The organism is Aeromonas sp. s2 (assembly GCF_040907935.1).
Taxonomy (GTDB): Bacteria; Pseudomonadota; Gammaproteobacteria; order Enterobacterales; family Aeromonadaceae; genus Aeromonas; species Aeromonas dhakensis.
Genome location: NZ_JBFOCR010000005.1, coordinates 112211 through 126003, shown reverse-complemented (window position 1 = coordinate 126003; position 13793 = coordinate 112211). Strand labels below are relative to the sequence as shown.

The 13793-nt window shown below is 58.0% G+C and carries 11 protein-coding genes; 3 read left to right on the top strand and 8 right to left on the bottom strand.

The features are described from left to right. Nucleotides 1-110: 110 nt before the first annotated feature. From AB5Y81_RS02080 to fabA, 3 genes are all read left to right on the top strand, one after another. Entirely contained in the window at nt 111-1361 is a 1251-nt protein-coding gene (locus tag AB5Y81_RS02080) for a site-specific integrase (RefSeq protein WP_026141275.1), read from the top strand. 209 nt (nt 1362-1570) lie between these two features. Next, the gene (locus AB5Y81_RS02075) at nt 1571-3550 is read left to right on the top strand and encodes a Lon protease family protein (protein WP_017779050.1); all 1980 of its coding nucleotides are present in this window, start codon (nt 1571-1573) and stop codon (nt 3548-3550) included. 78 nt (nt 3551-3628) lie between these two features. Next, nucleotides 3629-4189, top strand: coding sequence for a 3-hydroxyacyl-[acyl-carrier-protein] dehydratase FabA (fabA, locus tag AB5Y81_RS02070; RefSeq protein WP_005300828.1), 561 nt, complete (start codon nt 3629-3631; stop codon nt 4187-4189). Nucleotides 4190-4277: 88 nt separating this feature from the next. Here fabA and rmf read toward each other — a convergent pair whose 3' ends face one another. The 8 genes from rmf to pyrD all read right to left on the bottom strand — a co-directional run bounded on the left by rmf (nt 4278) and on the right by pyrD (nt 13767). After that, a complete protein-coding gene (rmf, locus tag AB5Y81_RS02065) occupies nt 4278-4454 on the bottom strand; it encodes a ribosome modulation factor (protein WP_010674759.1) in 177 nt (58 codons plus the stop codon). Nucleotides 4455-4617: 163 nt separating this feature from the next. Next, nucleotides 4618-6255: a DUF3466 family protein gene (locus tag AB5Y81_RS02060; RefSeq protein WP_017780101.1), complete on the bottom strand. Its 1638-nt coding sequence runs from the start codon at nt 6253-6255 to the stop codon at nt 4618-4620. 8 nt (nt 6256-6263) lie between these two features. Beyond that, entirely contained in the window at nt 6264-8186 is a 1923-nt protein-coding gene (locus AB5Y81_RS02055) for an ABC transporter ATP-binding protein (RefSeq protein ID WP_117403747.1), read from the bottom strand. Between the two features lie 73 nt (nt 8187-8259). After that, nucleotides 8260-8490, bottom strand: coding sequence for a glutaredoxin family protein (locus AB5Y81_RS02050; RefSeq protein WP_017780103.1), 231 nt, complete (start codon nt 8488-8490; stop codon nt 8260-8262). Next, the gene (rlmKL, locus tag AB5Y81_RS02045) at nt 8484-10658 is read right to left on the bottom strand and encodes a bifunctional 23S rRNA (guanine(2069)-N(7))-methyltransferase RlmK/23S rRNA (guanine(2445)-N(2))-methyltransferase RlmL (RefSeq protein ID WP_279484365.1); all 2175 of its coding nucleotides are present in this window, start codon (nt 10656-10658) and stop codon (nt 8484-8486) included. Before rlmKL ends, AB5Y81_RS02050 begins: the two co-directional genes overlap by 7 nt. A 700-nt stretch (nt 10659-11358) precedes the next feature. After that, complete coding sequence (locus AB5Y81_RS02040; RefSeq protein ID WP_124249443.1) at nt 11359-11862, bottom strand: hypothetical protein; 504 nt, start codon at nt 11860-11862, stop codon at nt 11359-11361. A gap of 270 nt (nt 11863-12132) precedes the next feature. After that, the gene (locus AB5Y81_RS02035; protein WP_010634013.1) at nt 12133-12669 is read right to left on the bottom strand and encodes a cell division protein ZapC; all 537 of its coding nucleotides are present in this window, start codon (nt 12667-12669) and stop codon (nt 12133-12135) included. Nucleotides 12670-12756: 87 nt separating this feature from the next. After that, the gene (gene pyrD, locus AB5Y81_RS02030) at nt 12757-13767 is read right to left on the bottom strand and encodes a quinone-dependent dihydroorotate dehydrogenase (protein WP_017780106.1); all 1011 of its coding nucleotides are present in this window, start codon (nt 13765-13767) and stop codon (nt 12757-12759) included. Between the last annotated feature and the right edge of the window lie 26 nt (nt 13768-13793).

Genomic DNA, 13793 nt, shown 5'->3' with positions numbered 1-13793 from the left:
AATGTCCCCACCACCGATGATGCCGATAACCCCATTTATCGGCATTACCCTTGAGCAGGCCGCAAGCCAGAACCATTTCAAGCAAGACCATGACCATACTTCCACCCGCCATGCCGCTGTTCGATGGCTTAGCATACCTGGAGGCGGGCAACCCCCAGGTCAATCAGTACCTGGCCAACCTCAGCCTCACCGACGTACCCGATGCCGGGATCGTCTACGAGCTCGCCGTCGACTGGCTGCTGGAGCAGCGCAACAACGAGAACAACTACAAGACCTATCGCAGTGAGCTGACCACGTTCTTGCACTGGTGCTTCAGCGAGATGCGCATCAGCCCAAAGGATCTGACCCGGCGCATCATGATGCGCTACCTCGACTACTGTCAGTCGCCGCCAGCGGCCCTGATTGCCTATCGCAACGTGGCGCAGTTCGTGCTCGACAAGGAGTGGGGAGAGCGTCTGCCCAATCCCCAGTGGCGACCCTTTCTTGGCAAACGGGAGCTGGGCCGTGAACTGCCGTACCGCCTCAGTGAACAGGCCATGAAGACCAAGCTCGCCATTCTGTCGGCCTTTTTCCAGTTTTTGATCCAGGAAGAGTACATGGACCGCAACCCGGCGCTTCTGCTGCAACGGGTGAAGCGCTGCGTCCAGCAGGAGCCGGATGACCAGGGCCAGGCCTTCAGCGAGCTGCAATGGTCCTATGTGATGCAGGCGGCCGATCGGCTGGCCACCGAGTCACCGGAGCAGCACGAGCGCAGCCGCTTTCTGATCAGCCTGATGTATGCCTGCTACCTGCGCATCTCCGAGGTGGCGGCAAGGCCAGGTTTTACCCCCGTCATGGGGCAGTTTCGCCGCGATGGGAAAACCGGCGTCTGGGGCTATTACATTCCCCGCAGCAAGGGTGGCAAGCGCCGCACCGTGGCGGTCTCCCATGCCTTGCTGGAGGCCCTCAAACGCTACCGGACCTTTCTCGGTCTCTCGCCACTGCCGGTACCCGATGAACAGACGCCACTGTTTGTGCGCCACAAGGCCGCAGCCCACGGCCGTGAACAAGGTGAACTCAATGCCAACCTCGGCATCCGTCAGCTGCGCGAGCTGGTGATGGCCGTGATTCAGGCGGCTGCCACGCTGGCGGAACAGGATGGCTTTGCCCAGGATGGCGCCGAGATGCGCAACCTGACACCGCACTCCATTCGCCATACCGGCATCACTCACGACATCAACCTCAACGGCCGGCCCTTGTCCCATGTGCAGGCCGATGCCGGCCACGACAGCATCGATACCACCTCCAAATACCTGCACACCGGCAACAGCGAACGTCACGAGAGTGCCAATCACAAACCACTGGATCGGTTACATGATTAAGTTAAACAGTGAGAGATAACAGAAAAGGAAAGATTCGTTCTTGGCAAACCAACCAGTGTTGTTGAACCAATCCAGAACACTCAATTGCTCCACATTCACAACCGCGCATAATGTATATTATGTTAAATTCTATATCTTGTTTCCTGTTACCACTTATTGAACTGTGTATAATGGCAACAATTGATCCTATCTCCGACCGGATGTCTTAAGTGGCTGAATTAACATCAGAACAATTAAAACCTGCTTTTGCGATTGAACAGTTTCCTGCCCTCAGCGAGCTCGAACCCATTCCGTTTGCCGCGCTGCAACCCAGGGCCATCTCCGGCATCAAGCGTCTCGCCAGTTTTGATGGCGACTGCCCGGTCATGCTGCTCAACGGTTTCCCCGGGGTCGACTATGAAGATGTCTGCCAGACGCTGATCGCCGCCTCCAATGGCAAGGATGGCGACCTGTTCGATCTCTGCTACACGGAAAACCTGAACAATCCGTTCAAACCCATCTGGCTGCGCCTGCAACCCGGTACCGGCATCGAGTTTTGTGAAATGGTCGGTGAACTGCTCAAGTTGATGAGCCACCATCTGGATGCCGAGCGTCTGGTCACCCGCATCATGCGCAAGCAGAACAACGATCCCAAGATCGATGATTTCCTCTCCGATCTGGCCGCCCATGTGGCACAAGGGCTCGAATTTCAGCACCCGGTCCTCATCAACCTGCTGATCCACCATGAGGAGCAGGAAGCCCCCGTGGTGTATGGCCGCGATCTCAACTGGGACACCCTGTTCGGCTCCATCAACTACCAGACCGAGCAAGGTTCCGTCTATGCCAACCAGCACCTGCTGGAACCTGGCCTGCTGCGTCAGGCCAACGGTGGCTACCTGATCCTGCAGCTGGATGAGTTGCTGGATCAGCCCCATCTCTGGTTCAAGCTCAAGAACGCGATGCAAAAAGGCGAGCTGGACTGGAACGCCTATCAGGAAGGCAAGACCCTCACCCCCTTCTTTACCCCAGAAGCCACCCCCATCAAGCTCAAGCTGATCCTGGTCGGTGACCGGCTCGATGTGGCCGAATTCCAGATGCTGGACAGAGACATGTCGGAGCGCATTTTCCTGCGTGCAGACCTGGTCTCCGAGGTGAACATCGAAGAGGATCTGCCTGACTATCTGCAATATCTGGCCTGGCTGCGCGAGCGCTGGAACCTGCTGGACTTCACGCCGACCGCCCTCGCCGCCCTCTGCCGCCATGCCAGCCGGCTCTGTGATCATCAGGAGTGGCTCTCCCTCTCCGAGGTGCAGCTCTCAGCCATCATGCGCATGGCCGACAGCCTGGCACGTGAGCTGGAAGCGGACGTCGTCACCGACGAGCACATCCGCGGAGCACTGGAAGAGCAGGATTATCGGCTCAACTACCTGGTCGAGCAGTCCGATCAGGGGGTCATCGACGGCCAGATCCTGCTGCAGACCGATGGTGAGGAAGTGGGTCAGATCAACGGTCTCTCCGTCATTCAGGTCTCAGGGCACCCCTATGATTTCGGCGAGCCGGTGCGCCTCACCGCCACCGTGCATCTGGGGGATGGTGATGTGGCGGACATCGAGCGCAAGGCGGAGCTGGCAGGTCATATCCACGCCAAGGCGATGATGATCATTCACGGTTATCTCTCCAACAAATTTGGTGCCGAGAATCCCTCCCCGCTGTCGGCCAACCTGGTGTTCGAACAGTCCTACCATGAAATCGATGGTGACAGCGCGTCTCTGACCGGTCTATGTGCCCTGCTCTCCGCCCTCGCCCGCCAGCCTATCTACCAGCACTTTGCGGTTACCGGCGCGGTCGACCAGTTTGGCAACGTGCAGGCCGTCGGCGGCGTCAACGAGAAGATCGAGGGCTTCTTCCGGGTGTGCAAGATCCACGGCCTCACCGGCAAACAGGGGATCCTGCTGCCCGGTACCAACGCCCAGCAGCTCAACCTCTCTGATGAAGTGATCGCGGCAGTAGAGGCCGGCCAGTTCCATATCCACCCGGTGGATCATGTGGAAGAGGCCATCGAGCTGCTGACTGGTTGTGTTGCAGGTGAGCCGGACATGCCGGATACCCTGTTTGGCCGCATCCAGCAGCGCCTGGATGAGCTCAACGGCACCGAGGCCGTCAAGGGGGGCGTGCTGCGCCGCCTGTTTGGCAGGCTGTTCGGGGTATAAACGAAGTGATCGGAGTTGTTTAGCGAACATCTGTACGCTAAATTGGCCCCGCTTTGACCCATTTTAAGGATAACCAGCGTGACCGTAGACAATTCCACCATTGATGCCCGCCTTTCCCTGTGTGAACAAGGCAAAGACTCGTTTACCCGTGAAGAGCTGCTCGCCTGCAGCCGTGGCGAGCTGTTTGGTGAGGGCAACAGCCAGCTGCCCGCCCCCAACATGTTGATGATGGATCGCATCGTCAAGATCAATGACCATGGTGGTGAGCACGGTAAAGGCGAGATCCTGGCAGAACTCGATATCACACCGGATCTCTGGTTCTTCGATTGCCACTTCCCGGGTGACCCCGTCATGCCTGGCTGTCTCGGTCTGGATGCCATGTGGCAGCTGGTTGGTTTCTTCCTCGGCTGGAAAGGCGGCCCCGGCAAAGGCCGTGCACTGGGGGTTGGCGAGGTGAAATTCACCGGTCAGATCCTGCCGACTGCCAAGAAAGTAACCTACAAGATCACCTTCAAGCGCGTCATCAATCGCAAGTTGGTGATGGGAATTGCCGATGGCGTGGTGGAAGTGGATGGTCGCCCCATCTACAGCGCCACCGACCTGAAAGTGGGCCTGTTCAAGGACACCACCGCATTCTGATGAGCTGACTGGCCACCTGGTCAGACCGCACAACGTAAAGGGGCCGCCATGGCCCCTTTCCTTTTTGCAATGTGTGATGAAGTACCGACTACTTCATGAAGAGGCCTGAGCCCCGCCCTTCCATGGCATCACGCCAACCACCAAGCCAGTGCCCACGTGCATCCAGGCATTGATACGGACACGCTTCTTTCTGTTTGCCGACCACGCCAGCCTGATAACCACGAGCACGAGCTCTTTCCAGACGGTCCCGTTTTTGTCTCTTCATCATCTACGACCCTCTTCCGTGGAACAAAAAAAGCGACCAATTTTTCATCGGTCGCTTTCATCTTTACCCCAGGGGGTTGGCAGGGTCAAACAAAAAATTTCATGCTATCCGGTCATTGTGACACAAGACACTGAACCGCATTAATTTTTAGTGACACAACTTTTTAGCGCTGGAAACGGCGCAACCAGGCGAATGGCAGGGCCAGCAGAGTCAACCAGAACAGGCTACCACCACCGCTGCCGCCATCCTGACCGGTCTGGTTGTTGACCGGTGCGTTGGCGACCACATAACCGGCCGGATCGTTGTTCTTGTAGTCGGTCACGACCGGTGCCAGCTTGACGCTGACCACGGTAGCGTTGGTGCGGTTGTTCAGATCGCTCTCGCTGTTGTAGCGATAGGCGGTCGCGGCCACAGTCCCATTCTCGCTGATGCCGCTGGCATAGGCGATGTGATAGTAGTAACCGTTCTGGGCACACTGCTTGGCACCCGCATCATCCAGACCACAGATGAGATCGTTCAGGTACCAGTTGTTGCCGGTCGCCGCGTTGAGCAGGAAGCCTTCCTGCATGCGGTTGGTGCCGTTGACCACGGGCTGGGTCTGATGGCGGGAATCACGCCAGCCAACCACCATGTTGTGGTTGTTGATGGCGGCCGCTTCCGAGCCGGAGCCGCTGAGCGGCTTGTCCTGCAGGGAGACCACGGCGTTGGTGGTCGGCGTATTCAGGTTGAACACGAACATCTCCACCGGGCGGTTCTGGCCCTTGTTGATACGATAGAGCTGGTTGCCGACCACATAACCGTTGTCATTGACCCCCACGGCCCAGCTGTGTTGCAGCTTGGCGTCATCCTTGCCGGGCTCGCCTTCGGCCAGCGGGATGATCTGGGTGGTCCCTACCTTGCTGCCATCCAGATCCAGTGTCCAGTAGGCGGCCAGGTTGCGGCCATCCAGGTAGTTGGTGCCGATCTCGCCGGTGGAGGAGTACCCTACCCCATACAGCGTGCCGTTGAATTTGCCCACGCCGAGCGCGGAAGCGGTCTGCACCACTTCGTTGCGGCCCCGGGCATACTCGTTGGCCTGCAGCAGCTTGTTGAAGGTACCGGTACTGTTGACCAGCCAGAAGCTCGCCTGGGTGTTGAGGCCCGGGCAGTAACGGTAGTCACCGTACTGGCCGTCGTTGCCGGCAAAGCACCAGTTGTAGGTTTCGGAGTTGACGGCGATGTTCTTGCCGGTGGCAGCGGTACCGGTCACCAGATACTGGCCATTGTCCAGCTTCTTGATGCTGGTCGGCACGCTCAGGCTGTGAGTGCCGGCGCCATCCTTCAGCTCGACGGGGTTGCCCTCCTCGACCACGGCAAAGGCGGTACGCACCTTGCCATTCATCTTGTAGCCCGCCCGGGTGCCGGGTACGTCACCCAGCGCGGTCACCAGACCGTCGGTCTCGCCCAGCTGCACGTAACCTACGTTGTTGCGCTGGTCGACACCATCGAGGAAGTCACGACGCCACTGGTAGGCGAAGTTGCTGTTGTCGTTCCAGAAGGAGTTGCAGACCGAGTTGGAGAGCATGCAGCCCTGCTCGAAGCGGAAGCGGTCAACCAGGAAGTCGGCGAAGCGCACGGTCGAGAAGTGCTCGGCCATGTTGTTCTTGGTGTTGATCCCGATGAGCCCGTTGCCGTCGCCGCTGATCCCGCTGGCGTAACCCTTGTCGGACGCATCGACAATGGTGAAAAAGGGACTTTGTGCCGCCTGGGCATTCAGGCTGGCGCTGACCAGAATGGCCAACATGGATAATTGCTTTTTCATCTACTTCCTTAGTCCTGATGTTTCAACGCTTCCAACTCCTCCCAGCGGGAGAAGGCTTGTTCCAATGCCGCCTCTGCGGCATTCAGGGCATCCAGTTTGGTCTGGGTTTGCTCCGCAGGCAGGGAGAAGAAACCGGGGTGGTTGATCTCCGTCTGCAGGGCATCCAGCTCCGCCTCCAGCTGTTCCAGCCGGGCTGGCAGATTATCCAGCTCCAGCTGCAACTTGTAAGAGAGTTTCTTCTGTTTTGCCGCGACCGTCGCCTGCGTCACGACAGGCTCTGGCGCCTTGCTCTGGGGCTGCTTCGCCGCCGGCTGTGCGGCCAGCTGAGACTGCTGCTGGGCACGGGTGGCCATCATGTCGGCATAGCCCCCCACATAATCACTGATCCGCCCATCCCCTTCAAACAACCAGCAACCGGTCACGGTATTGTCGATGAAACGACGATCGTGGCTCACCAGCAGCAGGGTACCGGGATAGTCCGCCAGCAGCTCTTCCAGCAGTTCCAGCGTTTCGACATCCAGGTCGTTGGTTGGTTCATCGAGGATCAGTAAATTACTGGGCTTCAAGAACAATTTGGCCAACAGTAAACGGTTTTTTTCGCCCCCTGACAAGGCTTTCACCGGGGTGCGTGCCCGTTTTGGCTCAAACAGGAAGTCCTGCAGGTAGCCGAGGATGTGACGGGAGCGGCCGCGCACCATCACCTCCTGCTTGCCTTCGCCCACGTTGTCCACCACCGTCTTCTCGGGGTCGAGCTGTTCGCGGTACTGATCGAAGTAAGCCACTTCCAGGTTGGTGCCCTGCCGCACCGAGCCGCGAGTTGCCTCAAGCTGGCCGAGCAGCAGCTTGATCAGGGTCGACTTGCCACAGCCGTTGGGGCCGACCAGCGCAATCTTGTCGCCACGCAACACCTGCAGATCCAGCCCCTGAAACAGGGTGCGATCGCCAAAGTCGAGACCCAAGCCTTCACTTTCAAATACCAGCTTGCCGGAGCGGCCCGCCTCGTCCAGCTGCAGCTTGGCCTTGCCCTGCAGCTCACGGCGCTGGGTCCGCTCCATGCGCATCGCCTTGAGGGCTCGCACTCGTCCCTCGTTGCGGGTACGGCGGGCCTTGATCCCCTGGCGCACCCACACCTCTTCCTGGGCCAGCTTGCGATCGAACTCGGCATTTTTCAGCTCCTCGACCCGCAACCACTCCTCCTTGCCCTGCAGGTACTCGTCGTAGTTGCCGGGCCAGGAGGTGATCACGCCGCGATCCAGATCGATGATCCGGGTCGCCAGCTTGTGGATGAACTCCCGGTCGTGGGAGATGAAGACGATGGCGCCGCGAAAATCCTTGAGAAACTCTTCCAGCCAGTTGATGGCATCGATGTCCAGGTGGTTGGTCGGCTCGTCCAGCAGCAGCAGATCCGGATCGCAGGCCAGCGCGCGAGCCAGGGCTACCTTGCGCAGCCAGCCGCCGGAGAGGCTGTCGAGGGTCACGTCGGGATCCAGACCGAGTAGGGTCAGCACCTGGTTGATGCGGGTCTCGAACTGCCAACCATTCTGGTAGTCGAGCTGCTCCTGCAGCTGGCTCATCTTGCGAATGTTGGCATCGGAGGCATCGTGTGCCAGCTCCATGGAGATATGGTGATACTGCTTGAGCAGCTCCCCTACCCCGGCCAGCCCTTCGGCGGCGTAGTCAAACACGGTGAGCTCGCTCGAGGCGGGGGGATCCTGCTCGAGGCGGGTCACCTTCAAGTCTTGCTGCAGCACCAGACGGCCGTCATCCAGCGGCAGTTCGCCGGCGATCACCTTCATCAGGGTGGACTTGCCCGCCCCGTTGCGCCCCACCAGACAGAGGCGCTCGCCCCGCTCGATGGTGAGCTCGGCCTGGTCGAGCAGCGGAAAATCACTGAACGACAGGGAAGCGCCGTGCAATGTCAAAAGAGCCATTCTTGTTCCTTCTTGCTAATGAAAAAACGGGCGGCAGACTGAGTCTCCCCCCGTTTCATCGTCAAATCGCCCACTACTCCCGGGCGGCAAGCCACGCTTGCAGCTCCGCCAGGGTAAAGGGCCAACCCAGTTCACGCCCGGCCTCGTCGCGCACGACCGGAATGCGCACCCGGTAGGCCTCGAGCCAGTCGGCGTCATCCAGGATGTCGCAGCGGCGGGTCCTGCCGGCAAGGCCGGCCTGCTCCACCAGCCCCCACGCCTGTTCGCACAGGTGGCAACCGTCGGTGTGAAACAGAGTCAGCATCTGCCCTGGGCCTCGGCATGGGTGATGATCCAGCAGTTGTGGATATGCTGGTTGCGCTCGAAATCCTTCGGCCGGGTCTTGCCGGTGATGTTCTGGGCCTTGAGACCGATGGCCTCGAGACCGGCCAGATCCATCTTGAAGTGGCGCTTGTTGTTGGAGAACACCAGGGTGCCACCAGCGGCCAGCAGACGCTTGAGGTGCTGCATCAGCAACAGGTGATCGCGCTGTACGTCGAAGCTCTCGTCCATCCGCTTGGAGTTGGAGAAGGTGGGCGGATCGATGAAGATGAGGTCGTACTGCTCGTCCGCCTCGGAGAGCCACTTCAGGCAGTCCGCCTGCACGAACTTGTGTTCGCGGCCCACCAGCGAGTTGAGGCGCATGTTGTCCTGTGCCCAGTTCAGGTAGGTGCGCGACATGTCAACCGTGGTGGTTTCGCTGGCACCGCCCAGACCCGCGTGCACGGTGGCACTGCCGGTGTAGGCAAAGAGATTCAGGAAGCGCTTGCCACGGGCCATCTCGCCCAGCATGCGGCGGGTCTGACGGTGGTCGAGGAACAGGCCGGTGTCGAGATAGTCGTAGAGGTTGACCCACAGACGGGCACCGTACTCCTGCACCTCCATCCGGTGCTGCTCTTCGGAGAGCTTCTGGTACTGCTGTTTGCCTTCCTGACGCTCGCGCACCTTCAGGATCACCTTCTCGCCATCCATGCCGGTCACCTTGATGGCGGCCTGTACCATGTCGAGCAGGCGCTGACGGGTCTTCTGGGCGGGAATGTCCTTGGGCGCCGCGTACTCCTGCACCACCAGGTAGTCCTGATAGCGGTCGATGGCGGCGTTGTACTCCGGCAGATCGGCGTCGTAGAGACGGTAGCAGTCTAGGTTCTCTTTCTTCGCCCACTTCTCGAGGGCCTTCAGATTCTTGCGCAGACGGTTGGCAAAGTCCTGCGCCACCTCTTTTTGGGAGGCCACGGAGTCCAGCGCGATCTGGTAGTTGCGCAGCTGACACTCGAGCGCCCCGTTGAACAGGCGATATTGCTTGTCGGCGCGCAGGCGCAGACAGCTGAGCAGCTCGGGGGAGGCAGAAAGGATCGAGACTTTCCACCCCTGGAAGCTGCGACGCAGGGCATCGCCAAGGGCCTGGTGCACTTCCAGCAGCGCCGGGAACTCGCCGAGACGCTCGCCATAGGGCGGGTTGGAAATGAGCATGCCGACCTGACGGGTCTCCCCTTCCGCCGCCATGGGCAGCGGGTTTTCCAAGGCGGTCGCATCGGCCTGTTTGAAGGTGATGAGATGGGCCACGCCGGCGGCTTTGGCGTTGTCACGTGCTTTGAGCAGCACGCGGGCGTCGGCATCACAACCGAACAGCTTCACCTCGCAGCGCTGCATGCCGCGTTTGGCGCGCACTTGCGCCTCCATCATCAGGCTCTGCCACAGTTCGCTGTCATGTTGCAGCCAGCGATCGAAACCGAAGCGCTCGCGGCGCAGGGCCGGCGCCATGTCGGCGGCGATAAAGGCCGCTTCAATCAGCAGGGTACCGGAACCGCACATGGGGTCCATCATGGGCTCACCGGCCCAGCCGCTACGGGCGATCATGGCCGCGGCCAGGTTCTCTTTGAGCGGTGCCTCACCGGTGCCCTGACGATAGAAGCGCTGGTGCAGCGCGGGGCCTGACAAGTCCAGCGTGATATTGGCCTTGCCCTTGCCCAGATGGGCCATGATGCGAATGTCCGGGGATTTCTTGTCCACGTCCGGGCGCACATGACCACGCTTGGTGAAGCGATCGACGATGGCGTCCTTGATCTTGAGCGCGCCGTACTGGGTGTTGCGAATGGAGGCATTGGTACCGGTGAAATCCACCGCTATGGTGGCGGTGCCGGAGAAGTGCTCTTCCCAGGGAATGGTATGGGCGCCCAGATAGAGGTCCAGATCGTCGTTCATCTGGAACTCGGAGAGCACCAGCACGATGCGGGAGGCAAAACGGCTCCACAGACAGGCCTTGTAACCGATGGCCAGCTCGCCGCAGAAATGGACGCCGGCCACGGTCTCGCGGACCTGCTCTGCACCCAGATTGGTCAGCTCGACGGCCAACAGGTTTTCCAGCCCCTTGGGGCAGGTTGCAAAAAATTCTTTCATCACGCTCACGGGGAAGCCATAAAAATAGTGCCGCATTATACCTTAAGCGGCGATCCGGAGCAGCAAAAGCTTGGGCATGTCTGCATAAAGAGCGCGCAGTTGACCCTGAGGCTGTGGTTGCGCCTGTGCAGGATGAAGGCCGGTAATGGTGACATTGATGACAAGCGAGTGACTCCGTAACGACAGCACACGCAACGTCAATGCGAGTGATGGCACAAAAAGCAGCATCGGCTATTTTGCGAGCAAGTCTTGATCCGTTATCCGGATATATATTCCCCCTTTCCCTCTTCTAAATTGCCACATCTGACAGGAGTCAAACAAAACTCAAATCGTTATTATTCTTCACGACAGAGCAAGTCCTTTCTGTAAACCCCGTGCTTTGCCCTCCCGTTATCGTCCGTAAACGGGAGGGCTATTTTTTTACATCCCCTCCCCGTTTATGCCGACATTGCCCCACCTGTCATATCTATCAGGTTTCAAGAGAAACTACAGGTTTTAGAATAGTCCCGTGTTGTTGATACAACAGCTTATTCCTCCTGTAGTGTGTGTTTGTCGCCCTCGCCTCGAATTGACGTGAGGGCATTTTTATTGGTCTTTATTCACTGGCGCCAGAATGAAAAAATAACTTCCTGTATTTGACGCTATTGACCGCGACAAGCGGGTATCCAGATGACAAACAAGATAACGTAAAATGAAAAGACCCGCTTGATGCGGGTCTGTCATCGGTCTGGTTGCCTTAAATTGCCCAGCGCAAACCAAATGAAGTCACTGCAGCATGTTTTCTGCCGGGGACGTGGTCCATCTTGGGAGCGTATCCTATTTCCAATGCCACATTCTTGTAACCCAGGCTGACAACGGGCAGCACGGCGAAGCCATTCATGCCAGAGCCATCAAGATAGCCGGCCTGCAACCCGAGACCAGCAAAGAAGCTCTCGGTCAAATACCACTCCTTGCGGTACATAAAGCCGGCAAATGCTGCCAATTTTTCATAAGAGTCTTCATAAGCCCCACCACGCAATGAGAGCTTGCCGGTATCCTGATCCCCCAAGAATACCCAGTCAACGCCCAAACCAGGGTTGATATTGTTGAAGTCACAAGTCTTTCCGTGTGGCCCTTTGGCCTTCTCACACCCGCTGTGTATTGATGCTCCATAGATGAGAACTGACAAATCTTCTGCCGCCGAGGTAGTCAAGGGGAGAAGGAATAGACTGCTGGCCAATAGATACTTGTTTATTTTCATGAGTCATTTCCTTGATCATGCTACTTACACGTATCAACCAGATACACGCACATTATTACACTCGCATTTTGAGATTACGTAGTTTATGGAAAAGCCTCAAGTGGCACAGTTCACATTTCCACCGGCCACAACGGTCAACGATTAAATTAAATATCGTTCGGCCTTGTTAACGTTCAGACCAGGTTCAGAATGGAAATGAAAGTGATGACAACTGGCAGTCTATTGTCAGTTGCCCTCTTCAGAGGGCAGGTAACGTTATGCGGGAATATATCAACCGACTTGGCGATATTGCGCCTGAGCCGCGGGTCTTGGGCTCATGCGATTGTTCATCACCTTGATGACGCCAAACCGGGGCAGTGTCTTGCTGGTGGTCAATATCAGATCGTCGGTCAGGTTCAAACAGACGCTGGCCTGATCACCGGCTTCAATCACCAGAAACTCCCCCTTGCCATGAGGCGTCCCCATGCACACCAGTGCACCGGTTTCCGGAGTGATAACCGGATGGGTTTCGCCAAAGAACCAGCTTTGTGGCATCAAGGGTTTATAAAAGCGGCTGACGGCGATGGCATTGAGGACCAGTTGCACCTGATGGGGCACGCTCCACTCCAGTTCTGCCACCCTGTCCATCAGCTGATAATAGAGCGCGGCATCATCCACACAAAACGGCTGGGTGGTGAAGGAGCTAGGCACCAATTGCCGCCCTTTATATTCGGTGGCAAATATCATGCGGTCGGATAAATCCAGCATCAGACGATCGTCATGAGCATCATAATGCCACTGCCAATTGTCATTGGGTTGGATACACATGGAGGTGCCCTTACTGGAAGTCGTTACTCGACTTTATTCCATGTCGAGAATTTCAGCAACTTTAAATAAAGGGCACCGATTTATTTCTTATATATGGGTCACAATCTCTTTGATCAGATCCGGGCCCTTATAAATAAAACCGCTATAAATCTGGACCAGACTGGCACCCGCAGCCAGCTTCTCGCGGGCCGCCATGGCACTGTCGATACCGCCGACCCCGATAATGGGCAGCGCACCATCCAGCGCCTTGGCCAGCTGGCGGATCACCTCGGTACTCTTGTGCTGCAGAGGACGACCGCTGAGCCCCCCCGCTTCACCGGCATGGGGCATGTCATAAATCATGTCGCGCTCGAGGGTGGTATTGGTGGCAATCACGCCATCGATGCCATTTTTTATCAAGGATGCGGCGACTTGATTAATTTCATCCGGGGTCAAATCCGGCGCAATTTTAACGGCCAGCGGCACGTACTTCTTATATTGCGCGGCCAGCTCCTGCTGACGAACCTTGAGGGCGGCCAACAGCTCATCCAGTGCCTCGCCATATTGCAGCGAACGCAGCCCAGGGGTATTGGGGGAAGAGATATTGACGGCAATATAACCGGCGTGGTCATACACCTTGTCCATGCAGATCAGATAATCATCCTTGCCCTGCTCGATGGGGGTGTCCTTGTTCTTGCCGATATTGATGCCGATCACCCCCTGATATTTGGCCTGCTTGACCTGAGCGACCAGGTGGTCGACCCCTTTGTTGTTGAAGCCCATCCGGTTGATGATCCCCTCTGCCGGAATGACCCGGAACAGACGGGGTTTGTCATTGCCGCTCTGGGGTCTGGGGGTGACAGTACCGACCTCGATAAAACCGAACCCCATGGCCCCGAAGGCATCGATGCACTCACCGTCCTTGTCGAGCCCGGCCGCCAGACCCACCGGATTGGCAAAAGAAAGCCCCATGACGGTGACGGGGCGTTTTGGCAGGGAGTGGCGGAAGAAACAATCGAGCGGTGTACCGAGAAGGCGGGGCAAATATTTGATGGAGAGATCGTGCGCCTGTTCCGGATTGAGCTTGAACAGGAAATGCCTGGCGAGAGGGTACAGCATGTTTGCTCCTTAAAAAAAGCCCCGGC

Excerpts from the sequence above, each read along its gene's own strand:
- AB5Y81_RS02080 (WP_026141275.1), top strand. The coding sequence starts at position 111 with ATGCCGCTGTTCGATGGCTTAGCATACCTGGAGGCGGGCAACCCCCAG.
- rmf (WP_010674759.1), bottom strand. The coding sequence starts at position 4,454 with ATGAAGAGACAAAAACGGGACCGTCTGGAAAGAGCTCGTGCTCGTGGT.
- AB5Y81_RS02060 (WP_017780101.1), bottom strand. The coding sequence starts at position 6,255 with ATGAAAAAGCAATTATCCATGTTGGCCATTCTGGTCAGCGCCAGCCTG.
- AB5Y81_RS02055 (WP_117403747.1), bottom strand. The coding sequence starts at position 8,186 with ATGGCTCTTTTGACATTGCACGGCGCTTCCCTGTCGTTCAGTGATTTT.
- AB5Y81_RS02050 (WP_017780103.1), bottom strand. The coding sequence starts at position 8,490 with ATGCTGACTCTGTTTCACACCGACGGTTGCCACCTGTGCGAACAGGCG.
- rlmKL (WP_279484365.1), bottom strand. The coding sequence starts at position 10,658 with ATGCGGCACTATTTTTATGGCTTCCCCGTGAGCGTGATGAAAGAATTT.
- AB5Y81_RS02040 (WP_124249443.1), bottom strand. The coding sequence starts at position 11,862 with ATGAAAATAAACAAGTATCTATTGGCCAGCAGTCTATTCCTTCTCCCC.
- AB5Y81_RS02035 (WP_010634013.1), bottom strand. The coding sequence starts at position 12,669 with ATGTGTATCCAACCCAATGACAATTGGCAGTGGCATTATGATGCTCAT.
- pyrD (WP_017780106.1), bottom strand. The coding sequence starts at position 13,767 with ATGCTGTACCCTCTCGCCAGGCATTTCCTGTTCAAGCTCAATCCGGAA.